The sequence below is a fragment of the Sphingobacterium sp. BIGb0165 genome (assembly GCF_024810095.1).
Lineage (GTDB): Bacteria > Bacteroidota > Bacteroidia > Sphingobacteriales > Sphingobacteriaceae > Sphingobacterium > Sphingobacterium detergens.
Genome location: NZ_JANUEB010000008.1, coordinates 49,152 through 75,478 on the forward strand (window position 1 = coordinate 49,152; position 26,327 = coordinate 75,478).

Consider the following 26,327-nt stretch of genomic DNA (forward strand, 5'->3'; position numbering starts at 1 on the left):
GATGCGGTTTTGGATGAAATTTTTATCTTTAAGCATGCGAAAACCCTTTCTTTCCGTCATTATTCTATTGGCTAGTATGCTGTCAAAATCGACTGTACAAGCGCAAAATCCGCAGTGGAATGCCGCCGAGATTAAGCTTAACCTAGAAAAACTGAATGTTTTAGGCTCTGTACTGTACTTTGCAGCACATCCCGACGACGAAAACACCCGTCTGATCGCTTGGCTGGCCCAGGAGAAAAAATATAGAACAGGCTACTTATCCCTAACCCGTGGTGACGGAGGGCAAAATCTCATCGGTACCGAACAGGGCATCGAACTGGGACTGATCCGTACGCAAGAACTTCTTGCCGCACGAAAGATCGACAAAGGGGAACAATTTTTTTCCTCTGCGTATGATTTTGGGTTTTCCAAAACGCCCGAAGAAACGTTTGCCTTCTGGGACAAACAACGGGTGCTCGCCGAAGCAGTATGGTTGATCCGAAAATTCAGACCTGACGTCATCATAACAAGGTTTCCTCCCGATGCCAGAGGCGGACATGGTCACCACCAGGCCTCTGCGATGTTGGCACACGAAGCTTTCAAAGCCGCAGCCGATCCCAAACAGTTTCCAGAGCAGCTTCAATACGTAAAACCATGGCAGGCGAAACGTCTCCTTTGGAATACTTTTAATTTCGGCGGACAGGACAACACGAGCGAAGATCAGCTGAAGGTGGAAATCGGGAACTACAATGCGCTGATAGGTGCTTCCTACGGTGAAATTGCCGCGCATAGCCGTTCTTCCCACAAAAGCCAAGGCTTCGGATCTGCTGCTCAACGTGGTTCTTCTATCGAGTATTTTGAGTATGTCGATGGTACTCCCGCAAAAACCTCTCCACTGGAAGGAATAGATACTTCCTGGAAAAGGGTCCCAAATAGCGGAACAGTACAGTCACTTATCGCAAAAGCCAATCAGAACTACCAAATGGACAAGCCTGAATCGGCTCTACCCAATCTGATCCAGGTCTATAAAGCCCTGGATCAGATCAATGATACGTACTGGAAAAACGAGAAGAAAAAGGAGGTAGAGAAATTAATCTTAGCCTGTGCTGGAATTTGGTTTGAAAGTATCGCAAAAAATCCTGATTATGCGGTAGGTGATCAGATCAATGTCGACAATGCCATTATTGCAAGACGTCCAGATGTTACCGTACAATTGGCTAAGCTAAATGGCAAAGAGATCCATAAAAACCTTGTCAACAACCTTATTTTAAAAGATGCTACCACCATTAGTGCAACAAATTCAACACAGCCTTATTGGCTACATGAGCCTCACGCCAAAGGAAAATTTAATGTCAGTGATTTCAATCTCACCGGTTATCCCGAAAACCCCAATAATCCAAAAGTACGCTTTGAATTATTGATCAATGGTACTGCAATCGCATTTGACCAGAATATACAATATAAATATACTGACCCCGTTCGCGGCGAAATCTATAATCCAATAGTTGTCCTCCCACAGCTCACAGCAAAGAGTTCCAGCCCACTGGCTTTGACTCAAAATACCCAATCTGTCAAAATAAACTTGCTGTTCCAAAAAAATGGACAGGATCCGGCACAATCATTTAATGTAAAGACTATTGGAGCAAAAGGCTGGGAAATATCTCCCGCTTCATTTGAACTCCAGTTTGCCTCCGGCGTTAACAATCTCTCTAAAGAGATCACCATAAGCCCCTTAGATGCTACTGTTTCATCCATTGATACACTGCTTTTTCAAGTCAATCAAAAGGATAGACTAAAAGAGATAAAAACTATAGGTTATAACCATATTCCTGAGATTGTCTATTTCCCTGATGTTGCTATAAAAATGAGCAATATCAATCTAAACAATGAGGTTAAAAAAGTAGCCTATATCCATGGCGCTGGAGATCTGATTCCGGAATCGCTCAGTGCAATTGGCATCAAAGTGGATGTGCTCACAAGCGAACAGCTATTAAAAAGTGATCTCTCAGGCTATGATGCGGTCATCTTGGGCGTAAGGATCTTTAATGTCAATAAAGATATCGCACAGATTCAAAATAGACTATTGGATTATGTCAATAACGGCGGAACTGTCCTCGAGCAATACAACGTAAGCAATGGCTTGGTTTCGAAAAATTTTGGCCCGTATGCTTTTAGTCTTGGAAGGAGTCGGATTACCGATGAACTTGCCGATGTTCATTTTGACGAAAAAGATCCGGTTTTCAATTATCCCAATAAAATTACAAAAGCAGACTTTGACAATTGGGTACAGGAGAGGGGATTGTATTTCGCTGAAAATATCGACAAGAGATACCGTACACCAATCGCCATACAGGATCCTGGTGAGCCTTTGCATAAGGGATCATTATTGATTACGGACTACGGGAAAGGAAAATTTGTCTATACATCGCTATCTTTTTTTAGACAATTACCTGCGGGAATTCCCGGAGCTTACAGATTATTTGTAAATTTGTTATCAAAATCAAAATAAAATATCACAATGGAAAATCAGATTGACAACAACTGCACAACGATAGATGCTGGCAAAGCAAAAGGGATCATCCTTTTAGTCGCTGTAGTATTTGGTGCATTAATTGGCTTCGCTGCAAATGAGACATTTTTAAGCATCATTGGCGGTGCGGTTATTGGATTGATTATCGCTGCGTTTTTTAACAGTGTTATCTATCCTCAAAAGCCTTCAGACAGATAAAATACAGGATGAATAGCTGGAAACGCTACTATTGGATGGTCGTTATCTGGCTATTTATATTTATCCTTTTTCTGTACTTTTTTACGAAACATTATTCATGAGTACAGTAGATTGGGCTGTTCTATTGCTAACACTTTTATCGATTGTCGCTTACGGCATCTATAAAAGTAGAGGGATCAAAAATATTGATGGTTATCTTTTGGGCAATCGTTCTTTGCCCTGGTACCATGTCGGACTTTCGGTAATGGCTACTCAAGCGAGCGCCATTACTTTTTTGTCTGCTCCCGGATTAGCGTATTCTTCGGGAATGAGTTTTGTACAGTTTTATTTTGGTCTCCCATTGGCCATGATTGTACTCTGTATTACCTTTATCCCAATATTTCACAGACTTAAAGTTTTCACAGCCTACGAATTTCTTGAGAAACGTTTCGATGTCAAGACTCGGGGGCTCACAGCATTACTTTTTTTGATCCAACGGGGTATTTCCACTGGTATTACCATTTTTGCACCATCGCTCATCATCTCAACGATTCTCCATATTGATCTGACCTTAACAACACTGGTCATTGGAAGCTTTGTGGTTATCTACACCACATACGGTGGTACAAAAGCGGTATCCCATACGCAGTTGCTCCAAATGAGCATAATATTCGGCTCGCTGCTTATTGCGGGAATGCTTGTCATCCACCTTCTTCCGGCGGACATTGGTCTTTCGAAAGCTCTTCATATCGCCGGCAAATCGGGTAAAACCAATGCCCTGGACTTCACATTTGACCTGAATAATAATTATACCTTGTGGACTGGGCTGATCGGAGGATTTTTCCTGCAGCTTTCTTATTTTGGTACTGACCAGAGCCAAGTAGGACGTTATCTAACTGGATCTTCTATAAGGGAAAGCAGGATGGGCCTGATTATGAACGGGCTTCTAAAGATCCCGATGCAATTTGCCATTCTACTGATCGGAGTCTTGGTATTTACCTATTATCAATACCACCAACCACCGATATTCTTTAACCAGGTCGAAGTACAGAAGCTGAAAGAAAGTCAATATGCAGCTTCCTATCAAGAGCTTGAACAAAAACACATCCTGCTATTCCAACAACGCGAATCTCTCGTCAATGGCCTCAGTACGGCACTGGATCAGGATGATCAGGGGAACATAGAGGCCTCCCGCTCAGCGTTGCACAGACTGAATACACAGATGCAGCAAGTAAAAGACAGTACGCTGACACTTATCAAGAAAAATAACCCAGCAGCTGAGACAAACGACAATAACTATGTTTTCCTTTCGTTTGTAACCAAAGCCTTTCCGAAAGGTCTGATCGGTTTACTGATCGCTGTTATTTTTCTGGCATCTATGGGCTCTACGGCCAGTGCGATAAACTCACTGGCTTCAACGACAACCATAGATATCTACAAACGGTTTATAAACCGCAACGCAACCGAAAAACAGGATCTCCTCTGGTCACGCATATTTACCTTAGTCTGGGGCATCTTTACCGTCGTCATTGCGCTATATGCTAACAAGCTGGGCAATCTGTTAGAGGCTGTGAATATCTTGGGTTCTTTATTTTATGGAACAATCCTAGGCATATTTATCGTTGCTTTCTATATGAAAAAAATTCAGGGAAAGGCTGTTTTCATCGCAGCGATCCTCTCTGAAATCTTTGTCGTCGGCATCTGGTACCTAGACAAAATTCCTTTTCTCTGGCTGAATCTCATTGGCTGTCTGGCCGTCATGATAATTGCATATTTTATACAGCTTTCGCTCAGAAATAATTCTGCTATAACAAAGACAAGCAATACACAATAGAAACAATCCGGAAAAATAAAGTGGCTTACTCGCAAATAAGATGCCTGATTACGAGGTTGTATTTAATTTGGAGAGGTCTTCTCTTTATCCCCGTAACTATAAAAACGAAAAGGCCAAATTCGTAGAGAATTTGACCTTTTCGTTTTTATAGACTGAGAGATGCCAATATCCTATTTAGCATCATTAGTATTTCTTATAAATATTGTAAAGTACGCTCTTATCATATATGGTCAGCTCGGGTGTTGTATCCCGTACAATAAATTTACGCTTAAATGCAACAATAGCTGCCTTTAGGTTAGATGTATCATACCCAATGATTTTAAGCGCATCAATAGCATTAAAACTATCAGGTGGGGCAATCAGTTGACCCTCATCATACCAGATACCAAATCCTCTGCTCGCAAGCTTCTTCCATGGGAAGAAAACGCTAGGATCATTCTTTCGTGCTGGAGCGATGTCTGCATGACCAATAAAATTATTGTCAGGTATCAGGTATCGTGATTTTAATGTATCTAAAACGGTCATCAACGAATTGATCTGAGCATCTGGGAAGGGTTCTCTACCATTATTGTCCAATTCAATCCCAATAGAACAAGAGTTCATGTCCACAATGGCCCCCCACTTAGCCACACCGGCATGCCACGATCTTACATAATCATTCAACATCTGAATAATCTCACCATTTCGACCAATCACATAATGTGAACTAACCTTGGTGCGTGGGATCTGGAACGTTTTTATCGTCTGACCAACACTATCTTGTGCTGTATGGTGGATAATGACAAAATTTGGTTTGCGAACATCATAGTGAATGGCTTCTGCTTGGCGCCAATAGGGGTGAGTCCCTGTCTTTTGTAAGAAGATGACCTTTCTCTCCTGGGGTGTCAATAGATTGGTGTCGGGTTTGGCCACAACTTTTTCCTCCAGTACAACCGCAGGCGCAAAAGACGCTACTAATGGTTTGGCCACAGCAGCTTGTCCCTTGGACTTACAGCCCGCCAAAGACATAAAAACAGCAAGTATGATCCCAATTGACACTGGTCTAAACATTATTTTGGTAAACTATAAACTATTCCCATAGCCAATGACTGGCTCAATTGAACTCTTGAAATAACATCCGGATCATAGATCATAATCCCGTTTAGATTGACATTGATTACCCGAGTTACTTTCGCTGTTATTGTGACATCAAGTCGATGCGTTGGATCTGAAATTTTCTCGTAATCAGCAAATAGATTATAACGTGCTTTCACATTCAGTTTATCCGTAAAGTTCTTATCCAAGTTACCTGTTAGCTGGAATGCCAATGCATTCGAGAAAGAGCGATCTTCTTTGACACCAAACCGCTCTCCTGTACCCTTGCGTTTATTATTATCGCTCTCAGGCTGGCTCATATTTGGCAATAGATAATATCCATATTTATCGTAAAAGCCATCTATCGAACGAGGTTTTACACGCTCATCCAAAATAAAGGTCTGCCGTGCAGTACCCGTACCAAAACGTAAAGAAAACTCATTGCTCGGCTTATACTCAAGACCGAAAGACTCGGTCAAATAAGCTGGCGCCATAAACGCATTTTCAATATAGTCTATTGTATCCTTACCATTTTTGGTTGTGTACTTGTATCCCGCATCAAATTGTGACTCGAAAGTAACCGATGTAAACAAGGCCCAATTTGCAGACAATTTATAAGATAACTTGTTATCCCAAAATATACGGTCATTGTTCTTTTTCGCAATATTGTTATTATTCTTGATCTTACCGTAACGGAGATCAACTTCTGTCACAAAATTAAAGTTGTCACGGGTATAATCTGATTTGTGGTTGGCGTTGAGGCCAACAGCAATAGATCCAACACCGCCACCTTTCCAGTTATCATTAAAGGATGCCTGGTTTAGATTGATCCCAAACTTTGTCCAATGCTTCCAGTAATCGACCTCAAGATTGAGCTTGGGTACCACGGGACGAATGGTTTTGATATTTAAAGGTTGCTCTTTTTGTACAGAAATTACGGTATCTGGTTTTGCTCTAAGATCTTTCAGATCCTGTGCCTTTATACTTGTAAAAGAAAGGCAAAGCAAAGCCATGCCGACAAAATTGAATAACTTCATTCTGAAAACGTCTATTTTTTGTTTACGGTACTAATTTATAATTAATTGTTGGAAAAGGCTCAATAAAATATTGAGAAGGGTTCATTCGATAACGGGAATAGCAATCTTTGATGTAATTTGTTACTTCGTAATCGCTTGCTGCCAAAATGAAAAAATAGGATGGTCTAAATATTCTCCTAAATCGTTCCGACTCCTCAAAATTGAGCCCCGTGACCTTACCAATAAGTTCTTTCGTAAATTTATAATCAATTACATTTTCCTTATAATCGTTTTCTATGGTTTTAGTGAGTCTACGCGCCCTTTTTGCCTCTTTACTAAATAGGCTATAAATAGAGTTGATGCTCAGCCCTGCCCCAGTAGGCCCCACCGAAAATACATCACCATATCCGGCCAGCCGGTAGGCCTTCTCATAATCTTCTTTTGCTTTTTTAAGAATTTCTTCCGGGTTCTTTCGTGCCGATACCTGCACCTCATCAATATAGATAGACTCCCGAATTAAATGAAACAACAATAATCCCTTATTGTCAACAGCAAGGGTATCTGAAAAATATTCCTTGCTCATTGCAACAATCTGATCACCTATCCGGGCAGAAAAGTCAAATTCACCTTTAATATTATTATAGAATACCTCTCCCGTCCTTAGATTGGCAAGTTTCACATTTCCGATACGTTGTTTGGTTTTTTTGTCAAATACGATCCCTTCAACTTTCTTTTCCTGACAAAAAAGTAGAGGGGCACTGCCTAGTATGGCTACAAACAGAAAAATATAGCGTATTAGTTTCACTTTCGTAAAACTACTATATCGCCATACAAAACTGAAATATTTAACATCTTTTAAAGCGTAACTATTTAGATATAACCAATAGTTGTCCTAGGGACAATGCTTCATCTGTAAGGCCATTTAATGATTTGATCTGCTCGACAGAGACATTATAGAGCTTGCTAAGCGAATAGAGGGTTTCCTGCGCTTTCACCTCGTGAATACGCATCGCTACAGGGCTTTTGATCTCCTCGGTCTTCACGGCAGCAGGAGGGGTCTCCTGAACATGCTGAACGATTTCTTCTTTTACAACCTCTTCACGCACGACTTTCTCCTTAGGAGTCTCTCTTCGGTCATATTGATCAAGATGATATCGTTCTATCATTTCTATCAATAGATCTGGATAGCGGGGATTGGTTGCATATCCTGCAGCCTTCAGCCCCTTAGCCCAACCCTTGTAATCATCCTTATCCAACTTAAACAAAGCCGAATAACGGGGGCGTAGCAGAAACTCGGAGTGATCCCTAAACGATTGTTGAGGATTGTCATATACACGAAAACAATCATTAATATTATCGTCGGGACGAGTCACGGATTTACCTTTCCATACGCCGCCGCACTTAATACCGAAATGATTATTTGCTTCACGTGCTAGGTAGCTATTGCCATTGCCAGACTCCAACAGAGCCTGAGCGAGCTTAATGCTGGCCGGAATACCATATTTGTTCATTTCTGCAATTGCTATATCTTTATATTGAGCAATGTAGTCATTTCCAGCCATGGTGGGTCGGCCTACGGAAGAAGATGAAGAAGTTTTTGAATTGGATCCGGATTTAGAGGACGATAAGGTGCCTCTCCGGCTTGAACATGATGTAATCAACATCATGAATACAATCATGCCATAAAAAAACTTCTTCATGCAATAATATCGTGCTTATTTCTTTGTTGACGAGAATTTATTTTGCTTGGAATCGTTATCAAACATATCAAGATGATATAGTTTGATCGTTTTAAGTACTTTCGCAGTCCAGTCTCTACTCGTAGAGTATCCCGAACGAGCTATCGCCTTTACCCAAGCTTCATATTTTTCTCCTGGATGTTTTTCAAAAAGGCTTTGAGTAGTCTTCTTTCTTTTTACTATTCCTACAAAGTCATCATATGAGTCTAATACAGACCTATAACCTTTGTAAGCTGACCGAATAACGGTACTTCTGTTCTTTCCTTTGACACCAAAATGGTTATTCAAATTCTTTGCTATCCTGCTGCCACCATTTCCGCTTTCATGCATAGCGATGGCTAAGATAACCGATGCTGGAACTCCGTGTTCCTCCATCATTTCTTTTGCTATTGGACTGTACTTATCGACATATGCCGCACTTTGAGCTGAAACTTTTGCTGTACCAAAAGTTGCTAAAGCCAGTACCAGTACAAAGCTTTTTAATTGTTTTAAATTCATGAAGAATGTTTTAGTTCTCAAATTACTTCTTGCGCAATGCAAAAAGTCCGTCTCGAATCGGTAATATTACCTTTTCTACGCGCTTGTCCTGAGCTAAACGTGCATTCAAATCAATGATCTGCTTTGTTTGGTTGTCTGGTTTTGAATCTAACACCTTACCTTTCCATAAGACATTGTCAATCAAAATAAGTCCCCCAGACGGAACTTGATTTATTATCGTTTCGAAATAATATAAATTTCTCTTTTTATCAGCGTCAATAAATACCAGATCAAATGTCTCATTCAACGTGGGTATAATCTCCGCTGCATCGCCAATATGGTATCTGATTTTATCTGCGAATTCAGACGTATCAAAATAACCTTGGACTCTTTCCTGTTGCTCTTCATTGATATCAATGGTATGTAAAATACCATCTTGCTGAAGCCCCTCTGCGAGACATAATGTTGCATATCCCGTAAAAGTTCCGATCTCCAAAATACGTTTTGGAGCAACCAATTTACTCAATAAAGAAAGAACTCTTCCCTGGTAATGACCAGATAACATATGGGGCATTGTTTCCTTCAAATATGTCTCCCGATTTACCCTTTTCAGTAACGAATTTTCATCGTCTGTAGTATGTTCCAAATAGGACTCCAAATCGTCGGCAACAATTTCCATAACCACAAAGGTACCAAAAAACATTTTTATGATAAAAATATTTTTTTATAAACAACTGAAAAACAGAACGATATAATTATCGGTTTGTAAAGGAATTTTTTAGTGACTTGCCCTAGAAGCCCAAAAACGCAATATCCTCTTTTTTTGATTTTTGTATTTATTTCCAAATTTCATCAAAAAATAAGCCCTCGAGAAGACGTGCTTCTCGAGGGCTTATTTTTATTATTTAACGATAAAAATATTAAGCAAGATCCGCTGTGATCAAACGTAAAAATTCCGATCGTGTCACGTCATTCTGAAATGCTCCAGTAAATGCGGAGGTTGTTGTAACGGAATTCTGTTTTTGAACACCACGCATGGCCATACACATGTGCTTGCACTCCATTACAACCGCGACTCCACGCGCCCCTAGTGTTTCCTGGATACAGTCTCTGATTTCGTTGGTCAGACGCTCTTGTACTTGCAGACGGCGAGCAAAGATATCTACGACACGAGGAATTTTACTCAAACCTACAATATGTCCGTTTGGAATATAAGCGATATGTGCCTTTCCAAAGAATGGTAACATGTGATGCTCACACAAAGAGTACACTTCGATATCCTTTACAACCACCATCTGGCTATAATCTTCCTCAAACATGGCTCCTCTCAGTACTTCAGCAGCGTCGATATCATATCCATGTGTCAAGAACTGCAGGGCTTTAGCGACACGCTCAGGAGTCTTTACCAGACCTTCACGCTTAGGATCCTCTCCCAAGCATTCCAATATATCTGTATAATGAGAAGCGATGCGATCTACTTTTTCAGTATTGTATTTGTCGATCTTAATATATCCATCCAACTCTTCGTTGTCAAATGAGTGTTGACTCATAGTTTCTACTATTTAAATGTATTAAAGATTAATCGCCAAAATATTCGACGTAGTTATTTTCGGTTTCGTGCAAACGCACACTATGCAGTTCCACTCCTTGCTCTTCAAAAAGTGGTTTCAGGATCTTGAATATCTCAATAGCAATATTTTCTGTAGAAGCCATGACACCCTTCATAAAATCAACATCCAAGTTGAAATTACGATGATCCACTTTATCAATGATGCTACGATTGATAATTTCCTTCATGATCTTTAAATCAATCAAAAAACCAGTTTCGGGATTTACTTCCCCCTTCACTGTGACAAAAAGGTCATAATTGTGCCCATGCCAATTTGGATTAGAACAGAGTCCAAACACTTGTTCGTTTTGTTCATTGCTCCAATCTTCACGATACAGCTTATGTGCTGCACAAAAACGTTCACGACGAGTTATAAATATCATAATAATACAAAGATACGGCTTTAGGCCCAATTTTAACATTTCTATTTTAGGAATGCCGTCAGAATATGGTAATATAATTAACAAGTAAAGATCAGCTGTCGATTTTTATTTTAATGTACTAAAGACCTCCGCGATAATTCGTAATTTTCGCATACTATTAAAAGAAGTCTATCATGAAGATATTAATCGTAGCCGCTACGCAATTCGAAATTCAACCTTTTTTGGAGGTTGCCGCCAACTACCCCAATTGTGACACGGTGATCACAGGCGTAGGGATGGTGGCAACAGCATTTGAATTGGGGAGGATATTACATGAAAACAAATACGATCTCCTTATAAATATAGGTATTGCAGGATGCTTTGACCGCAACCTGAAAATAGGAGAGGTCGTGCAGGTCACCTCAGAATCTTTAATAGAATTGGGTGCAGAAGATGACCTACAGTTTATCCCGATCGAACAGTTGGGTTTCGGAAAATCCAAATTCGGGTCTTCTTTGCTTCAAGGCAAAAATATAGCGATTCCTTTTTTAGCCCAAAGACATGGCATTACAGTAAATAAGGTACATGGGAATGCCGAAAGTATTGCAAAAGTTCTACAGATCAACCCCAGCAGTTGTATAGAGAGCATGGAAGGTGCGGCCGCTTTTTTTGCCGCGGATAAAATGGAACTTCCGGTGATTGAGCTTCGTGGAATCTCCAACTACGTAGAAAAAAGAAACCGTGCCACGTGGAACATTCCTCTGGCAATAATGAATAGTAATAAGGCACTTATACAAACATTGGATTTCTTGCAGTACTTATTTTCCAAAATTTAATACAAAAGTCATTTACTTATTAAAAAATGACATAAAACTATACAATTAGGCTAGTCAAATCTTCAAAATATCAATTTTAAATAGTAGATTTGTAATCTAAAAATTGACACTATTTTACAACTGATGAGAGAAATACAATTCAGAGAAGCACTTCGTGAAGCAATGAACGAAGAAATGCGTAAAGACGACAAAATATTTTTATTAGGTGAAGAAGTTGCAGAGTATAACGGTGCTTATAAAGTAAGCCAAGGTATGCTTGATGAATTCGGTGCAAAACGTATCATTGATACACCTATTGCTGAACTTGGTTTTGCTGGTATTGCTGTTGGTGCAGCTATGAACGGTCTAAAACCAATCGTTGAATTCATGACGTTCAACTTTTCACTTGTTGCAATTGACCAAGTTATCAATGCCGCTGCAAAAATCCACTCGATGAGTGGTGGACAATTTTCTATTCCTATGGTCTTCCGTGGCCCGACAGGAAATGCAGGTCAGCTAGCAGCACAACACTCTCAAAACTTTGAAAACTGGTTTGCAAATACACCAGGTTTGAAAGTGGTTGTTCCTTCAAACCCTTACGAAGCTAAAGGTTTATTGAAATCTTCAATCATTGATCCAGATCCAGTTATTTTCATGGAGTCTGAGGTTATGTACGGAGATAAAGGTGAAGTTCCTGAAGAAGAGTACTACCTAGAAATCGGAAAAGCAAATATCATTCAAGAAGGTACTGATGTTACTGTTGTTTCTTTCGGTAAAATGCTTCCTCGTGTTGTAATTCCTGCAGTTGAAGAATTGAAAAAAGAAGGCATCAGTGTAGAATTGATCGATTTGCGTTCTGTACGTCCTATTGACTACCCAACACTTATTGAATCTGTAAAGAAAACAAACCGTCTGGTTATCGTGGAAGAAGCATGGCCTTTGGCGTCAATCTCTACAGATTTAGCATTTAATGTACAACGCAATGCATTTGACTATTTGGACGCTCCTGTAATCCGTGTGAATTGTGCTGACGTACCTCTTCCTTATGCGCCAACATTGATTGAAGCTGCTTTACCTAATGTAGAAAAAGTAGTTAAAGCTGTAAAAGAAGTATCTTACATCAAAAAATAATTGGATTCTTTTTTGAATCAAATAAAAATCCCTTTTACTAATTGTAAAAGGGATTTTTTTATATATTTATCTGTCCTGTTATTATTAACAAAAATTCCAATAGATGAAAACACTAAAAACAATAGCTATGACGGCTGTAATCGCATTTGTAGCCCTATCTGTATCAGCCCAAAAGAAATATACCCTACGGGTGAATCCCGAAGAGGGAAAGAAAATAGCGCAAAATGTGATCATGGCGATGGATATCGAAACTGGCGAACAGAAGATTGTGACAGACTTAACAATGGGCTTTGATATTACAAATACAGCCAAGAAAGACAATTCCTTTCTATTTGAGCTTAAATACACTGGTATCAATATGAAAATGAGCGGAGAAGCTATGGAAATGACCTATGACTCCAAAAATCCGGAAGCAAATGAATTTTCAAAACAGATGCATGCTACAGTAGGCAAGCTAGTAGATAGTAAGATCAGCTTTTCAATAGATCCATTGGGAAAATCTTCTGATATAAAATTGCCGGAAGGCGTCAACCTTCCTTTTGATCGCAGTATGTTTGAAAATATTAGCACCGTATTGCCTGAGCATGCCATTGGTATTGGAGAATCATGGAGTTCAAAATCTGAATCGGAGGAATCGGGTCTACTGGTCGAAAACAAAATGACTCTCGTCGAAGTAAATGAACAGGGTTATAAGGTAAATGTGGAAGGAAAAATGTTTGGATCCGACGCAAAACAGGTCGGTAGTATCCAAGGATTCTATGTATTGGATAAAAAGACTTGTCTGACTAAAATAACTGAGATGACAAGTGATGTCGATATGCCCGAAGCAAAGATCAAAACAGTCATAAAATGCCAATAGATGGCAACAAAAAAAGGGGCTTAATTTTAAAATTAAGCCCCTTTTTTTGTTATCACAACGATATTAAGCGTTGACTTCCTCTTTGTATTGATCTGCAGATAATAATGCGTCTACGTCTGCTACATTATTCAATTTAATACGAACAATCCAGCCCTCACCATATGGATCAGAATTCACCAATTCAGGAGAAGCATCAATTGCATCATTAACTGATAAAATTGTAGCTGCTACAGGCAAAAACAAATCAGAAACTGTTTTTACAGCTTCGATTGTACCGAAAACTTCATTTGCGGCAACTTCTTCACCTACAGTGTTAATGTCAACAAAAACGATGTCACCCAATTCACGTTGAGCGAAATCGGTAATCCCTACAACTGCTTCATCACCTTCAACACGAATCCATTCGTGATCTTTGGTGTATTTCAATTCTGCTGGAAAATTCATTGTATCTAATTTTTTGATTTTTAATGCCGTGAAGTTACAAAATATCTTCAATTGTCAAAAATGATATTCATTATAAGATTTTTGTGTTTATTTTTAGATTATGAATCCTCAAATCGAAAAACTTTATCAGATCGCGCTAAAAAAAGAGCGTTTTATTATTGGTTTAATGTCCGGAACATCTTTAGACGGTCTTGATATCGCATTGTGCCGTATTGAAAACGCCGGAAAGACGACCAAAATCAGTTTAGAAAAGTTTATCACAATGGATTACGAAGATATATTCAGAACCAAAGTCCGTGAAATATTCGCAAAAAGAACCATCGACCAGCAGTTATTTTCAGGCCTCAACGCATATGTAGGGATCACCCATGCGAACCTGATCAACCAGGCTCTTGAAAGCTGGAATATTTCAGCTACCGAGATAGACTGCATCGCTAGTCATGGACAGACGGTATATCATGCTCCGCAATCGTTGACGAAGGACATTGGTTGGCCAAATAGCACACTGCAAATCGGTGATGGGGATCATATTGCCATACATACCGGCATAATTACACTTTCAGATTTTAGACAAAAACACATTGCTGCAGGAGGAGAGGGGGCACCGTTAGCAGCCTATGGAGACTACCTTCTTTTTTCCCATCCTACTGAAAACCGATTTTTACTGAATATAGGTGGTATTTCAAATTTCACCTTTATTCCGAGTCATCAAAGTAATCTGGAAGCCTATGCGACAGATCTAGGGCCAGGAAATACAATGATGAACCAGTATATGAAAGCTCATTTTGACCAAGAGATGGACAGAGATGCCATGATTGCAAAAAAGGGGACAGTTAATGAGCCATTATTGGAGCAGCTCTTGGCGGAAGAATTCCTAACTTTGGAGTTCCCGAAAACAACAGGACCGGAATTATTCAATCTTGATTACCTGAAAGAGGCTCAAAAACGTTCTGAGACGTTAGATCTCTCAGCAGAAGATATCATGGCAACACTCAATCGCTTTTCGGCCCAAGCGATGATCAACGGCATACGTCGGCAAGCCCTTGGATTAGCGAATTTCTCGGTATATATCAGTGGCGGGGGATTGCATAATCCGCTACTTTTTGAGTACATCAAAGCAAATCTGCCGGACATCAAAGTAGAGAGCTTCGCCACATTAGGGGTTGATCCCGATGCGAAGGAAGCTGTATTATTCGCCTTGCTAGCCAATGAGACCCTCACTGGAAACAAATCCAATGTCGAACATATAAAAGATTCTCCGGCGGTCTGTATGGGCAAAATTAGTCTGCCAGAGTAGACTATTCGCTGTCGATCGCCTCTTGTAAAAACTCCTTGAAGGATAACATCTTTTTATAAGAGGCGATAATATTATCCAATGCGTTTTTGTTTGACAGATCTTTGATCGTCAAAGGTTGATCCAGAACAAAGCTTTTTAACTTGATAAAATCAATATGGGGATTATCTTCGCCATAACCGGCAGGAGCACGTTTTAACAGATCCTCTTTGAAAAGATTTATTTTCCCCTCATCTAACAATCCATTCAGAGTCTTAGCCAATTGTTCGCCACTGTAGTCTATCTCCTGTCTTATCGCTTCCAGGTGTGGCTTCTCTGGTCTCCAATAGCCACAGGCAATAAATGAATTTTCAGCACCAATATGAATATAATATTCAGGTCCACGTAATTTTCTCCCATCAACAGATATTCCGGCTCCAAACCAGGTCTTATAGGGTGTCTTGTCATTTGAAAAACGCGTATCTCTATAGATACGGAATAGACATTTATTGGCTTGTATGGAGGTATTTATTTTAGGATCAAATTCACTCAGGGCAGCTATTAAATCCGTTAGAAAACTCCGGACATCGGCCAATGCGGACTCATATTTCTCCCTGTTATCTGCAAACCATTCTCTTGTATTATTTTCCTTTAATTCGGTCAAAAAATCAAAGGTAGATTTCTGAATGTGACTCATAATTCTTTTAACTGATTAAAATTAAGAAAACATAAACTATCGGTGCTGCCAATAATAAGCCGTCAAAACGGTCCAGGAAACCTCCGTGTCCCGGTAAGATACTGCCTGAATCCTTGACGTGCAAGCTTCGCTTTAACATCGATTCGACCAGATCGCCCAATGTTCCAACAATACTGATGATCATAGCAACGATAATCCATTGCCACAATGGCAAACTTCCAAAATATTTTTCAAGATTTACAGCTACCACAATAGCTAAAATGAAACCACCGAAAAATCCCTCCCAAGTCTTTTTCGGAGAGATCCGCTCAAACAATTTATGTTTACCAAGGCTCCGACCTGCAAGATATGCTCCCGTATCGTTGGTCCAGAGCAATATTAAAAAACCGAGGGGAATATAATGATTATATACACCATTGATAAATCCCAGTTTCGCAAAAAGAAAGAAGGGGAATGTGACATAACAGATACCTAAGAAAGTATAGGCAATATCATTAAAGGGAAAACTTCGCTTTTGAAAAAGTGAAATAATATAGGTCAAACCGACCAGCGGTGTAATAAGCCATAGAAATTTAGGTTCCAAAAGGTTCATAGCTACCATAGACCCCACAGTAAATCCTGTCACCGCCAAAATGATCCCTAAGGTCCTATTAGGCGCACGTTCTTCGGATGATACAATACCGTAAAACTCATACAGACACCATGCACTCAAGAGTGTAAAAAAGATACTGTATAAGTATGGCCCGAATAAGGTGGATGCCACCATGACAGCTACAAAAATAGCACCGGTTATCGCTCTTATCTTCATTTTAGTTTTCTCCCTCTACTTCTTCGATCAATCTTTCAGCAGTTTCAACCGAATTTTCACTAACATATAGTTCTATTTTTCCAAACAGATAAGAAGAATCCTGTTTATTTAATACAACAGCGGCAATACCATTCTCTTCCAGCATTTGTTTCACTATTTCAGCCTGAATAGCATTTGTATATGTTTTAATTTTCTTCCAATCGTTCTCCATGGTTTCCTTTTTGTGTTGACAGATAAAATAAGAATACAAAAATAGCAGTAAAAATGAAGCCTACAACATATATCCACCAAGATTGCACTTCAAATGCATTGATCTCAGCATAGCTTTTACCATTCCTTGTATAATAAAATGCCATGATCGTAGCCCCTGCATTGTTGACAAAATGGCCAAAAATAGGTAACCAAATATTTCTGCTCCATAAATAGAGATAACCAAAAAATGCGCCCAACAACATCCGTGGTATAAATCCAAAAAACTGCAGGTGTATGGCACTAAAAACAATAGCCACAATCCAAATGACAACGTGAGGGCTGGAAATCCATCTTCCCACAATATTTTGAAGGACACCCCTAAATAATAATTCTTCACCTACGGCTGGTATAAATGCCAGAACCACTAGGTTAAATAGAAATCCGATAAAACTTGTTTCCACGATAATCCCCTTGATCAGATCTCCTGATTCTCGCTCGCTACGTTCCATCCATACCTGCACGGATCTCATATTATCAGGCAATTGTAATGACTCGTTCCAATGCCCTATTAAGCTCATCAATGGCATAAAAGCAAGCATTGCGAAAAAGATATATGCAAGTTGCTTTGCCTGTGGCATATATTCCTGTTTAAAATAAGTGATTCCATATCCCTCTCGGGTATTCATCAGGTAGGCTGGTACAACAAAGGATCCCAAGCTACTCAACAGCAATAGAAAACGCATTTCATTCGCTGATCCTTGCATTAGGGTAGCCATTGAAAATGCCTGTCCTGTAAACTTGTAGTAGAAAAAGATAATAAGGATACCGATGACCTGTGAGAGAAAGGTAAATCCGATGACCAACAGGACCAAACGCAATAACGATTGAAAAGGGGAAGTAGTTTGCTCGGGGTACATAAATTTAAAATATGCTTTAAAGATAACAATAAAAGCATGTTACTTTATAAAATCACTGCATTTCAATAGCCATTACTTCATTAAAGTAGTGGAAAAAGACCATTTACTAAAAGCCTGATCCCAGATACCTTAAAATAATTATCAAAGCAAGATAATCTGCTCCACAAACATGCAAAAAGGGCTTTGGAAATAGTTTCCAAAGCCCTTTTTATCGCTATTCCTTTATTAGTTCACCCGTATTGGATCAGCTGGTTTTTGTAGATTTTTGTAAGGATAGGTTTTCATTTCTTCCAATAGAATCTTCACGGTTCTTTCCAATTGTGGATCACGCCCTTCTAACAAATCTTTCGGTAATTGCTCAACAAAGATATCTGGAGCAACACCCTCATTTTCAATAATCCAGTTGCCTTTCAGGTCATATACACCAAAGTTTGGAGAGGTAATACGTCCACCATCCAACAACGGCGGGTATCCACTGATACCAACCAAGATTCCCATTGTTGTACGGCCAACCAGTTTACCTAGACCTTTGAAACGGAACATGTACGGCATCATATCACCTCCAGAACCGGCATTTTCATTTATGATCATCGCCTTTGGTCCATAAATACCATTACCTGGAGTCGTAAATCCTTTACCATCACGAATACCCCAGCCGGATATTAATTCACGGGATAGTAAGTCAATAACATAATCGGCTACCCAGCCTCCTCCATTGTTTCTTTCGTCCATCAGAAGGGCCTTTTTATCCATCTGGGAGAAATAATAACGGTTAAAGTAGGTATACCCCTCAGGACCTGTATTTGGCATGTATACGTAAGCGATTTGTCCATTGCTTAACTGATCTACTTTCTTACGGTTGCGCTCCACCCACTCCATGCTACGCAAGCTCATTTCGTCTGTAAAAGAAATCGGTTTTACAATGACTTCGCGAGCGCCAACCAGAGATGGCTTGGAATTAATTTTTAAGGCCACCTGCTTGCCTACGGTATTATCAAATAGACTATAGATATCCTTATCTTCCGTTAATTCAATACCGTTTACAGCGACAATATAATCGCCTTCTTTGATATTCAATCCCGGTTCTGCCAACGGTGCCTTAAAAGAAGGATTCCACTCCAAACGTGTAAATAACTTCGCTATCTGGTAATATCCATTTTTGATCGTATAGTCAGCCCCTAATACACCTACTGACACAGATGGGGTAGAAGGTTGATCACCCGGATAAATATAATTGTGTCCAACAACCATTTCGCCCATCATTTCGTTCAATAAATAGCCTAAATCAGAACGATGATTAACAAATGGTAGAAACTTCTCATATTTGGTTTTCATGGCTTTCCAATCAGCACCATGCATATTCTCTACATAGAAATAGTCTTTTTGCATTGCCCAAACTTCATTGAAGACTTGTTTCCATTCGGCAACAGGATCTACCAATTGTTGGATACCATCCAATTTTATTGCACCTGCAGTTGGAGACGCAACTTTCTGTCCGGCGTTCACAATATTATAACCATTCCCCGCCTGATACAACATTTTCTTGCCATCAGCACTGATCACAAAACTACGGGCATTCTCAACCAATGTCTTATTTTCCAGATCTTTAAAATCGTAGGCCCCAATGGTACCTCCGCGCTGATAGGTCAACTGGTTTGGAACCAAGCCATTCAGATTCCAATAGGTACCTACCGGCAACGGTAAAGCAACAATGCGGTTCTCGATACGGTCAAAATCTACCTGAATGGATTTCTCTTCAGGCTTATTAGCCGGAGCTTCTTCCTTTTTATCTTTTTTCGGTGCTTTTTTATCGTTTTCTTTTACGCGAGCTGTTTTGTTGTCTTCTTTTTCAGCTGGTTTGTCCGCTTTATCTTCACGAATCTGCTCTTCATCACTTTCATTCTTAAAGAACGAAGGGGTTTTACTTGACAAAATAAAGGCATATACAGCATAATCAACATTACGTTGCGTAGCGGACATATGTAGACCAGAATTGGTCAATCCTGTATTGGTACTCGCCGTGAAGAAAAGATATTTGCCATCCTGTGAAAAGGCAGTACTACTAACAGAACTCATACCATCTGTAATTTGCTGCGTTTTCTTTGTATCCAGATTGTACATAAATACAGCCGGTACGCCGTTTTCCAAAGTACGTGTAAACGAAATCCATTTTGAATCTGGAGACCAGCTCGGTTGAAAATGATTGGATACTCTACCGGTTTGTCCACTCAGCTTATCGTCTGCGACCTTTACAATAGCCTTAGATGCGATATCAATATAGTACAGATTGAGGTGAGCGTCATTATAGAATAATTTCTTCGAATCTGGAGACCAGGTAGGCTCAAAATAAAAATTAGTTTCGCCCAGATTGAAATATAAAGGTTGATCCTTTCCAAATTGATCCACTAAAACCAACTGATAGGAACCATTTTTATCTGAGATGTAAGAAACCCATTTTCCATTGGGAGACCAATCTGGAAAACGTTCATGAGAACCTGGTGAATTCGATAAATTACGTGCCTCACCTTTCTCTTTAGGCACGGTAAAGATCTCACCCCGTGACTCAAATAGCGCACGTTGGCCTGTAGGAGAGAGGGCCGCGTAGCGAATGTCCTCTTTGATATTTTTGTAGAAAGGACGCTTAAACATGGCGTCTGTATTTACACTAATATGTAGGGCGGTTACTTTATTATTGTTTAAGCTTAATGTATTCAATACGCCAGCATATTCAAAAATCAGTTCATTGCCATTTCCATTGAGCGAGCGTACATCGTAGTCTTTGAAATCAGTTAGTTTTTCAACTTTCTTTGATTTGGTATCGTAACTGAAGATGTTTACTATTTTATCACGATCCGATAGAAAATAGACCTTACTGCCTAACCAAAGGGGTTTAACATCGTTGCTTTTTACCTGTGGAATTGCTTCAATTTCCTTAGTTTTTGTATCAAAAATCCAAATAGTCGGTGTACCACCACCTCGGTAACGCTTGAAAGCTACACGATCGCGCTCTGTAGGATCAGTATTTTTGATATAAGCCCAATAACGTCCATCCGCAGAGGGACTGCCTTGGTTAGCTTCTGGCATCAATAAAGCTTTGTCCATACCCAATCTTTGGATATTGGAACTATATAATCGTGGACTCAGCGCATAGGTAAAATCACGTGATGTAGTATAAAATACTTCGTCATTATTCAACCAACCACGCAATACATCTGAAGATGGATGATACGTAATACGCTTGGGTTCACCTCCTTCAATAGGAAGGACATATACATCTGTATTACCATCATAATTGCCTGTAAATGCTACTTTTTTTCCATCAGGAGAGAACATTGGGTTTTGTTCTACACCAGGGTTTGTCGTTAGACGTTTTGGATTTGCACCGTTCTTGTCTGCGATCCAAATATCGCCGCCGTACACGAAAGCAATATTATTGGCGCTGATACTTGGATTTCGGAGCAATAAAGTTTCCTGTGCTTTGGCCTGTAGAAATGATGTTCCTACTAAAAACGCAGCAATAAACTTAAAATGAGTTTTATTCATAAATGTTTAGTGGTTAAAATTTATTATGCAAAGCTACTATTTTGTCTAGTACATTGCTTCGTATATCAACAAAGTTGCATAAAAAATATCACAAAAAAAAAGCCCTGCTGTTGAGCAGGGCTTATATACTGTTATTGAAGATTAAAAACCGTATTCTTGTTCGATTTCCAATACAATACCTTCGTCAACCAAAACACGACCGCAATGTTCGCAGATAATGATTTTTTTACGTTGACGAATCTCAGATTGCATCTGAGCAGGGATTTTATTGTGACATCCTGAGCAGCTATCACGATCGATAGAAACGACCGCCAGACCATTTTTGAATGAATTACGTAAACGATAGTAAACTTTTACCAAACGCTCTTCAATATTAGCTTCCGCTTCAGCAGCTTTTGCTAATAAAGCATCTTCTTCCTTTTGGGTTTCGGAAGTAATTGTCTCCAATTCTTTCTTTTTACCCTCAAGTTCGCCTTTGCTGTATTCCAGGTTACCTACAGTAGTATCGTAGTTTTCTGTTTTGTTACGAATCTCGAACTCTGCTTCTTTGATTCTCTTTTCACAAACCTGAATCTCAAGACCTTGAATTTCAATTTCTTTCGAAATAGCGTCGTACTCACGATTGTTCTTTACCTCATTTAACTGCGACTCGTATTTTTTGATAGCAGCTTGGGCATCCTTAATCATGTTTTTACGCTTAACGATCGAATCTTCTAAATCGTCTAAGTCTGTTCTGATCTTCTCAATACGAGTTTCTAAACCCGCAATCTCATCTTCAAGATCTGCAACTTCCATAGGCAATTCACCACGAACCTGGCGAATTTTGTCTATTTTAGTATGTATGGCTTGCAAAAGCCATAGTGCTTTCAATTTTTGTTCTACGGTTTGTTCCATCAACTGTAGTATTTTATAGGATTTGTATCTATTTCTGTTGTTAAGGTTGCAAAGTTAGGAAATTTTTTCGTAATAATGTCGTACAATAATTCTTGCGTAAATTGTTCGCTCTCAAAATGTCCCGTATCCGCGATGACAATTTCACCCTCGGCATCAAAAAATTCATGGTATTTATAATCTGCTGTCACAAAAAAATCAGCGCCAGATCGCTTTGCTGCACCTAACAAAAAACCTCCTGCACCACCACAGACGGCAACTCTACTGACTTTTCTGTCAAGAAGTGCTGTATGCCGAATAACGTTTAGTTTAAGATTTTCCTTCAAATAAGCTAAAAAATCCCGTTCGTCCATAGGCTCGGGTAAATTACCGATCATCCCAGCTCCAATTTCCACTGTTGTATTCTGCAAATCGAAAAGATCATAAGCCACCTCTTCGTAAGGATGCGCTTCATAAAGTGCCAAAAGCAGCTTTCTTTCTATTGAACGTGTATAGATCACCTCGATCCGCGTTTCTTCGACACGTTCCTGAGTTCCTATTTCGCCAATAGTAGGTTCGGATCCCGCCAAAGGTCTGAAACTTCCATAACCTGCAGTATTAAAACTACATTGATCATAATGTTTTCCAATTTGACCAGCTCCAGCATCAAATAATGCCGTCCTGACTTCTTCTACATGGCTCCTTGGCACAAACACAACCATCTTACGCAATACATTGGGTTTCGATTCCAATATCGCCTGATTAACCAATCCAAGTTTATCTGCTATCTTTGAATTGACTCCGCCAGTGACGTTATCCAGATTGGTATGTATCGCATATAGCGCAATTTTATTCTCAATAGCTTTTATGACAGTGCGTTCCACATAATTCTTTCCATTGAACTTTTTTAAGCCTTTGAAAACAATGGGATGATGTGAAATAATTAAATTGCATCCTTTTTCGATCGCCTCCTGTACAACTTCCTCCGTACAATCCAACGAAATTAATACTTTGGTAATCTCCTGATTTGCATCGCCTACGATAAGCCCGGCATTATCATAAGATTCCTGCAAATCCAATGGAGCCAGCTGCTCCAGATATTGAATAACTGCTTTAATTTTCATCGTTTATAATCACCTCCTTTTCTCTAAATTTATCGTGTTCTTCTAAAATTCTACGGTTCGCGCTAATGTTGAACCAATAGTTAGCCAATGTAACAAAGTGCAAGATGACCAGTACCCCTGAAATAGAAATAGGTAGCGGGATATTTGTCGCCAAATAAATCCATGCGTATAACGATCCTTTCCGAAAGGTAGGGTTTTCCTCTACAGCTATCTTACGGTCATAGAACTCATTGATGAGGGAATCTCTCAGGCGGGAAGCGACCTGAAAATTCCAATAAATATTGATTAATGGAATCGCGACCAACCAAGATTGATTAGGTGTCATCAATCTATTTTCCACTGCGATCAAGTTTAAAGTTCTGCGAATAGTATTCGCAAATAACAACCAAATAATAATCCGTATCGCTACCAGACCTAAGATTGTATAGAGTACTTCGGGCTTATTTAATTCTTTTACTAATTCTTCCTGCGTCATTGAAATATCTTGCTCTTATTTATTTTTCCTGTGATAACAAATCTACTAATTCTTTCAGCTTTTTTATTTGCGGATTATGATCTCCGGTCAATTCAACGATTTTAAAATGACGTTGTTTAGCTTTCGCGTAAAATGGATAAAAGTCATCTTTTTCCATTGTCTTACCTTCTTCGTAGGTCAAGATATAAGTAGCGGGAATTCTCTCCCTTTCTGGGTTTCTTAAACTGATTTTATCAGTCATCGTTTTCAAAGGGTGGGGGACGTCCCGCGGAAACTTACTTTCGTCTTTTACCCAAAATGGAATGATAAAACCTTCCTTCTCAAATTTCAAAAGACCATTGTCCCCAGGCTTTACCATCAAACTCAAGACCGATTCCTGATTATCGGGAAGGATGGCGTCTAAATATACCAATTTTTTTATTCTATCCGGAAGACTGTCTGCTACACCCGTTATTATCATTCCACCATAGCTATGTCCAACCAATACAATATCTCGAAGATCTTCAAATAATATCGTATTGACAACATCGTTGATGTGGGTCTGTAAACGAATAGAAGTATCCGCTAAATGATAACGTTCTCCCAAACCGGTTAGTGTAGGACGATATACTTTATGTCCTTCTTTTTCTAATTCATTTGCTGTCTTTTTAAATTGCCAGGCGCCACCCCAGGCACCATGTACAATAACATAAGTAGTTTGCTGTGCATAAGCAGATTTTAAGCCAACAACTAATGAAAAAAACAATATAAAATAACCTAATTTATTAAATTTCATTACATTATGTTTAGTCAAATTAACACGTCACTCCTCCTAAATCTACTCAACAATTTGCTATGTTCCAATAAGCATTTTCCATTTTGCAGTCGAAAACGATGTATGTGAGTAATTACTCACAAGACTACACCTAGCTTTATCCTTGTTTAAAGATAGATTTCATATTAAAACTGTCCCAACAGATAAAGCAGGGTAGGGGAGAACTCTACACAACTTGTTAGACATACAGCAAAAATATTGTTGGTTTTTTATGGTAATCCTCTTTCTGTTTTTTCCATTCAGCAATGGTTAAACTCTTTATAGACTCGTCAGTGGAAGTCACATTACAGGCTACGCAAAGCTGTGTATTGGATTTACAGTTTTTTACAATATCTTCGAGAAGATGGTTGTTTCGAAAAGGTGTTTCAATAAATATCTGAGTTTGCTTCTCGCGCATAGATTGTAGCTCTAGATCTTTGATTTTCTTTGCACGCTCATTTTTATCAATCGGCAAATAACCATGGAAAGCAAACTTCTGTCCACTAAATCCTGAAGCCATAAGTGCTAATAGGATGGAACTGGGACCAACCAACGGTACCACTTTTATCCCAAGCTGATGAGCGCGAGCAACCACAGAAGCACCGGGATCCGCTACTCCCGGACAGCCGGCCTCCGACATCAATCCTACATTTTTTCCTTGCTTCAAGCCCTCGAAAAAATCATTGATATTTCCTTTGTCGCGCGCATGTTTACCATAATCATGTATAGTCAATTCGCTTTGAGGAATTTTTAATCCAGCCAGTTTGAGAAACTTTCTCGCCGTCTTTTCATTTTCCACGATATATTCGTCCAATGCATTGATTGTCTCAACCAAATAAGGAGTAAAAGATTGGAATGCAGCATCATCGCTCAAAGGAACGGGAATTAAATATAATATACCTTTTGCCATATACAAACCTACTAATTAACGACCATTTGGCTATAGTAATTTTAAACTTAGCATAATTTAACCTTTAAAAATGATTAAGTTTGCGAATTTTAAACTCATTATTAGTATTTTAGCATAAGTATTTGTTGCAACAATAAACATCATCCAAATGATCACACAAATTACAGAAGGCGTAAAAATCTCGGTTGAAACCATCTATCAATCGGAGTATTCTAATCCCGACCGTGAACATTTTATGTTTGCTTATCACATTAGCATAGAAAATTTGAGCGATTACACGGTACAATTAATCAGTCGTTACTGGAAAATATTTGATGCAAAAGGCGACTATCGAGAAGTGTCGGGAGAAGGTGTTGTAGGCGAGCAGCCTGTTATCGAACCGGGCCAGGTACATCAATATACTTCGGGATGTAATCTCAACAGTGAATTTGGTTTCATGGAAGGTCATTACAATATGATCCGTTCTTTGGATAATAGCAGTTTCCAGGTTGAAATACCACGTTTCAATCTGATCGCGGATTATGCATTGAATTAAATTTATCAAGGTAATATCATTATTACCGATTTATCACACAACGAAGCTTTTTTCGCATCGAATAAGAAACTATTTCTTTATTTTTGCGTGCATTCTAAATCAACTTGTTACTGAGATTATGCTGAACTGGATAATTTTGTTCCT

The 26,327-nt window shown here is 39.2% G+C and carries 27 protein-coding genes; 8 read left to right on the top strand and 19 right to left on the bottom strand.

The features are described from left to right. The first annotated feature begins 34 nt into the window (after positions 1 to 34). The 3 genes from M2408_RS18590 to M2408_RS18600 all read left to right on the top strand — a co-directional run bounded on the left by M2408_RS18590 (position 35) and on the right by M2408_RS18600 (position 4,520). Positions 35 to 2,488 carry a PIG-L family deacetylase gene (locus tag M2408_RS18590; protein WP_259184979.1) on the top strand — a complete coding sequence of 818 codons (2,454 nt, stop codon included), beginning with the start codon at positions 35 to 37 and terminating at the stop codon, positions 2,486 to 2,488. A 9-nt stretch (positions 2,489 to 2,497) separates the two neighbouring features. Continuing rightward, the gene (locus M2408_RS18595) at positions 2,498 to 2,707 is read left to right on the top strand and encodes a hypothetical protein (protein WP_259184981.1); all 210 of its coding nucleotides are present in this window, start codon (positions 2,498 to 2,500) and stop codon (positions 2,705 to 2,707) included. Positions 2,708 to 2,804: 97 nt separating this feature from the next. Then, a complete protein-coding gene (locus M2408_RS18600; RefSeq protein WP_259184983.1) occupies positions 2,805 to 4,520 on the top strand; it encodes a sodium:solute symporter in 1,716 nt (571 codons plus the stop codon). Positions 4,521 to 4,703: 183 nt separating this feature from the next. On the opposite strand, the gene M2408_RS18605 is transcribed toward M2408_RS18600, so the two are convergent. The 8 genes from M2408_RS18605 to M2408_RS18640 form a co-directional block, all read right to left on the bottom strand. Beyond that, positions 4,704 to 5,570: an N-acetylmuramoyl-L-alanine amidase gene (locus tag M2408_RS18605; RefSeq protein ID WP_259184991.1), complete on the bottom strand. Its 867-nt coding sequence runs from the start codon at positions 5,568 to 5,570 to the stop codon at positions 4,704 to 4,706. Further along, the gene (locus M2408_RS18610; RefSeq protein ID WP_259184993.1) at positions 5,570 to 6,631 is read right to left on the bottom strand and encodes a DUF3078 domain-containing protein; all 1,062 of its coding nucleotides are present in this window, start codon (positions 6,629 to 6,631) and stop codon (positions 5,570 to 5,572) included. The genes M2408_RS18605 and M2408_RS18610 overlap by 1 nt, the downstream gene beginning before the upstream one ends. Before the next feature lie 22 nt (positions 6,632 to 6,653). Beyond that, on the bottom strand, positions 6,654 to 7,415 hold the full coding sequence (locus M2408_RS18615; RefSeq protein WP_259184995.1) for a hypothetical protein: 762 nt from the start codon (positions 7,413 to 7,415) through the stop codon (positions 6,654 to 6,656). A 61-nt stretch (positions 7,416 to 7,476) separates the two neighbouring features. Further along, complete coding sequence (locus M2408_RS18620) at positions 7,477 to 8,310, bottom strand: glucosaminidase domain-containing protein (protein ID WP_259185006.1); 834 nt, start codon at positions 8,308 to 8,310, stop codon at positions 7,477 to 7,479. A 15-nt stretch (positions 8,311 to 8,325) separates the two neighbouring features. Then, positions 8,326 to 8,847: a glucosaminidase domain-containing protein gene (locus M2408_RS18625; protein WP_259185014.1), complete on the bottom strand. Its 522-nt coding sequence runs from the start codon at positions 8,845 to 8,847 to the stop codon at positions 8,326 to 8,328. A 22-nt stretch (positions 8,848 to 8,869) separates the two neighbouring features. Further along, a complete protein-coding gene (locus tag M2408_RS18630; RefSeq protein ID WP_259186169.1) occupies positions 8,870 to 9,505 on the bottom strand; it encodes an O-methyltransferase in 636 nt (211 codons plus the stop codon). Between the two features lie 241 nt (positions 9,506 to 9,746). Continuing rightward, positions 9,747 to 10,376 (bottom strand): GTP cyclohydrolase I FolE, encoded by a 630-nt coding sequence (gene folE / locus M2408_RS18635; protein ID WP_104384782.1) that lies wholly within the window; start codon positions 10,374 to 10,376, stop codon positions 9,747 to 9,749. Positions 10,377 to 10,404: 28 nt separating this feature from the next. Beyond that, positions 10,405 to 10,818, bottom strand: a complete 414-nt coding sequence (locus M2408_RS18640; protein WP_259185029.1) for a 6-carboxytetrahydropterin synthase — start codon at positions 10,816 to 10,818, stop codon at positions 10,405 to 10,407. 173 nt (positions 10,819 to 10,991) lie between these two features. Between M2408_RS18640 and mqnB the strand changes: the two genes are divergently transcribed. From mqnB to M2408_RS18655, 3 genes are all read left to right on the top strand, one after another. Next, a complete protein-coding gene (gene mqnB, locus M2408_RS18645; protein ID WP_259185036.1) occupies positions 10,992 to 11,633 on the top strand; it encodes a futalosine hydrolase in 642 nt (213 codons plus the stop codon). 123 nt (positions 11,634 to 11,756) lie between these two features. Beyond that, a complete protein-coding gene (locus M2408_RS18650; RefSeq protein WP_120261315.1) occupies positions 11,757 to 12,743 on the top strand; it encodes a pyruvate dehydrogenase complex E1 component subunit beta in 987 nt (328 codons plus the stop codon). A 103-nt stretch (positions 12,744 to 12,846) separates the two neighbouring features. Continuing rightward, on the top strand, positions 12,847 to 13,602 hold the full coding sequence (locus M2408_RS18655) for a DUF6263 family protein (RefSeq protein ID WP_259185048.1): 756 nt from the start codon (positions 12,847 to 12,849) through the stop codon (positions 13,600 to 13,602). 63 nt (positions 13,603 to 13,665) lie between these two features. Here the strand turns inward: M2408_RS18655 and gcvH are convergent, their stop codons facing one another. After that, on the bottom strand, positions 13,666 to 14,046 hold the full coding sequence (gene gcvH / locus M2408_RS18660) for a glycine cleavage system protein GcvH (protein WP_259185057.1): 381 nt from the start codon (positions 14,044 to 14,046) through the stop codon (positions 13,666 to 13,668). A 100-nt stretch (positions 14,047 to 14,146) separates the two neighbouring features. Here gcvH and M2408_RS18665 point away from each other — a divergent pair, with 100 nt between their 5' ends. After that, positions 14,147 to 15,343: an anhydro-N-acetylmuramic acid kinase gene (locus M2408_RS18665; RefSeq protein WP_259185059.1), complete on the top strand. Its 1,197-nt coding sequence runs from the start codon at positions 14,147 to 14,149 to the stop codon at positions 15,341 to 15,343. Position 15,344: 1 nt separating this feature from the next. Here M2408_RS18665 and M2408_RS18670 read toward each other — a convergent pair whose 3' ends face one another. The 10 genes from M2408_RS18670 to M2408_RS18715 all read right to left on the bottom strand — a co-directional run bounded on the left by M2408_RS18670 (position 15,345) and on the right by M2408_RS18715 (position 25,648). After that, positions 15,345 to 16,016 (bottom strand): DUF2461 domain-containing protein, encoded by a 672-nt coding sequence (locus M2408_RS18670; protein WP_259185061.1) that lies wholly within the window; start codon positions 16,014 to 16,016, stop codon positions 15,345 to 15,347. 7 nt (positions 16,017 to 16,023) lie between these two features. Further along, positions 16,024 to 16,824 carry a phosphatidate cytidylyltransferase gene (locus M2408_RS18675; RefSeq protein WP_259185063.1) on the bottom strand — a complete coding sequence of 267 codons (801 nt, stop codon included), beginning with the start codon at positions 16,822 to 16,824 and terminating at the stop codon, positions 16,024 to 16,026. 1 nt (position 16,825) lies between these two features. Continuing rightward, a complete protein-coding gene (locus M2408_RS18680; protein ID WP_259185065.1) occupies positions 16,826 to 17,035 on the bottom strand; it encodes a DUF2007 domain-containing protein in 210 nt (69 codons plus the stop codon). Continuing rightward, positions 17,010 to 17,933 (bottom strand): CPBP family intramembrane glutamic endopeptidase, encoded by a 924-nt coding sequence (locus tag M2408_RS18685; protein WP_259185066.1) that lies wholly within the window; start codon positions 17,931 to 17,933, stop codon positions 17,010 to 17,012. The genes M2408_RS18680 and M2408_RS18685 overlap by 26 nt, the downstream gene beginning before the upstream one ends. A gap of 225 nt (positions 17,934 to 18,158) precedes the next feature. Continuing rightward, positions 18,159 to 21,476, bottom strand: coding sequence for a S41 family peptidase (locus tag M2408_RS18690; RefSeq protein ID WP_259185075.1), 3,318 nt, complete (start codon positions 21,474 to 21,476; stop codon positions 18,159 to 18,161). A 141-nt stretch (positions 21,477 to 21,617) separates the two neighbouring features. Further along, on the bottom strand, positions 21,618 to 22,370 hold the full coding sequence (locus M2408_RS18695) for a zinc ribbon domain-containing protein (protein WP_223584035.1): 753 nt from the start codon (positions 22,368 to 22,370) through the stop codon (positions 21,618 to 21,620). Further along, positions 22,370 to 23,470: a Nif3-like dinuclear metal center hexameric protein gene (locus M2408_RS18700; protein ID WP_259185092.1), complete on the bottom strand. Its 1,101-nt coding sequence runs from the start codon at positions 23,468 to 23,470 to the stop codon at positions 22,370 to 22,372. The genes M2408_RS18695 and M2408_RS18700 overlap by 1 nt, the downstream gene beginning before the upstream one ends. Beyond that, positions 23,460 to 23,945 (bottom strand): hypothetical protein, encoded by a 486-nt coding sequence (locus M2408_RS18705; RefSeq protein WP_223584037.1) that lies wholly within the window; start codon positions 23,943 to 23,945, stop codon positions 23,460 to 23,462. Before M2408_RS18705 ends, M2408_RS18700 begins: the two co-directional genes overlap by 11 nt. Positions 23,946 to 23,964: 19 nt before the next feature. Next, positions 23,965 to 24,720: an alpha/beta hydrolase gene (locus M2408_RS18710; RefSeq protein WP_259185096.1), complete on the bottom strand. Its 756-nt coding sequence runs from the start codon at positions 24,718 to 24,720 to the stop codon at positions 23,965 to 23,967. Positions 24,721 to 24,937: 217 nt separating this feature from the next. Continuing rightward, on the bottom strand, positions 24,938 to 25,648 hold the full coding sequence (locus M2408_RS18715) for an SAM-dependent methyltransferase (protein WP_259185098.1): 711 nt from the start codon (positions 25,646 to 25,648) through the stop codon (positions 24,938 to 24,940). 148 nt (positions 25,649 to 25,796) lie between these two features. Between M2408_RS18715 and apaG the strand changes: the two genes are divergently transcribed. Then, positions 25,797 to 26,183: a Co2+/Mg2+ efflux protein ApaG gene (gene apaG / locus M2408_RS18720; RefSeq protein WP_223584040.1), complete on the top strand. Its 387-nt coding sequence runs from the start codon at positions 25,797 to 25,799 to the stop codon at positions 26,181 to 26,183. Positions 26,184 to 26,327 lie beyond the last annotated feature (144 nt).

Coding starts and splice junctions, on each gene's coding strand:
- M2408_RS18590 (WP_259184979.1), top strand. CDS start 35: ATGCGAAAACCCTTTCTTTCCGTCATTATTCTATTGGCTAGTATGCTG.
- M2408_RS18595 (WP_259184981.1), top strand. CDS start 2,498: ATGGAAAATCAGATTGACAACAACTGCACAACGATAGATGCTGGCAAA.
- M2408_RS18600 (WP_259184983.1), top strand. CDS start 2,805: ATGAGTACAGTAGATTGGGCTGTTCTATTGCTAACACTTTTATCGATT.
- M2408_RS18605 (WP_259184991.1), bottom strand. CDS start 5,570: ATGTTTAGACCAGTGTCAATTGGGATCATACTTGCTGTTTTTATGTCT.
- M2408_RS18610 (WP_259184993.1), bottom strand. CDS start 6,631: ATGAAGTTATTCAATTTTGTCGGCATGGCTTTGCTTTGCCTTTCTTTT.
- M2408_RS18620 (WP_259185006.1), bottom strand. CDS start 8,310: ATGAAGAAGTTTTTTTATGGCATGATTGTATTCATGATGTTGATTACA.
- M2408_RS18625 (WP_259185014.1), bottom strand. CDS start 8,847: ATGAATTTAAAACAATTAAAAAGCTTTGTACTGGTACTGGCTTTAGCA.
- M2408_RS18630 (WP_259186169.1), bottom strand. CDS start 9,505: ATGGAAATTGTTGCCGACGATTTGGAGTCCTATTTGGAACATACTACA.
- folE (WP_104384782.1), bottom strand. CDS start 10,376: ATGAGTCAACACTCATTTGACAACGAAGAGTTGGATGGATATATTAAG.
- M2408_RS18640 (WP_259185029.1), bottom strand. CDS start 10,818: ATGATATTTATAACTCGTCGTGAACGTTTTTGTGCAGCACATAAGCTG.
- mqnB (WP_259185036.1), top strand. CDS start 10,992: ATGAAGATATTAATCGTAGCCGCTACGCAATTCGAAATTCAACCTTTT.
- M2408_RS18650 (WP_120261315.1), top strand. CDS start 11,757: ATGAGAGAAATACAATTCAGAGAAGCACTTCGTGAAGCAATGAACGAA.
- M2408_RS18655 (WP_259185048.1), top strand. CDS start 12,847: ATGAAAACACTAAAAACAATAGCTATGACGGCTGTAATCGCATTTGTA.
- gcvH (WP_259185057.1), bottom strand. CDS start 14,046: ATGAATTTTCCAGCAGAATTGAAATACACCAAAGATCACGAATGGATT.
- M2408_RS18665 (WP_259185059.1), top strand. CDS start 14,147: ATGAATCCTCAAATCGAAAAACTTTATCAGATCGCGCTAAAAAAAGAG.
- M2408_RS18670 (WP_259185061.1), bottom strand. CDS start 16,016: ATGAGTCACATTCAGAAATCTACCTTTGATTTTTTGACCGAATTAAAG.
- M2408_RS18675 (WP_259185063.1), bottom strand. CDS start 16,824: ATGAAGATAAGAGCGATAACCGGTGCTATTTTTGTAGCTGTCATGGTG.
- M2408_RS18680 (WP_259185065.1), bottom strand. CDS start 17,035: ATGGAGAACGATTGGAAGAAAATTAAAACATATACAAATGCTATTCAG.
- M2408_RS18685 (WP_259185066.1), bottom strand. CDS start 17,933: ATGTACCCCGAGCAAACTACTTCCCCTTTTCAATCGTTATTGCGTTTG.
- M2408_RS18690 (WP_259185075.1), bottom strand. CDS start 21,476: ATGAATAAAACTCATTTTAAGTTTATTGCTGCGTTTTTAGTAGGAACA.
- M2408_RS18695 (WP_223584035.1), bottom strand. CDS start 22,370: ATGGAACAAACCGTAGAACAAAAATTGAAAGCACTATGGCTTTTGCAA.
- M2408_RS18700 (WP_259185092.1), bottom strand. CDS start 23,470: ATGAAAATTAAAGCAGTTATTCAATATCTGGAGCAGCTGGCTCCATTG.
- M2408_RS18705 (WP_223584037.1), bottom strand. CDS start 23,945: ATGACGCAGGAAGAATTAGTAAAAGAATTAAATAAGCCCGAAGTACTC.
- M2408_RS18710 (WP_259185096.1), bottom strand. CDS start 24,720: ATGAAATTTAATAAATTAGGTTATTTTATATTGTTTTTTTCATTAGTT.
- M2408_RS18715 (WP_259185098.1), bottom strand. CDS start 25,648: ATGGCAAAAGGTATATTATATTTAATTCCCGTTCCTTTGAGCGATGAT.
- apaG (WP_223584040.1), top strand. CDS start 25,797: ATGATCACACAAATTACAGAAGGCGTAAAAATCTCGGTTGAAACCATC.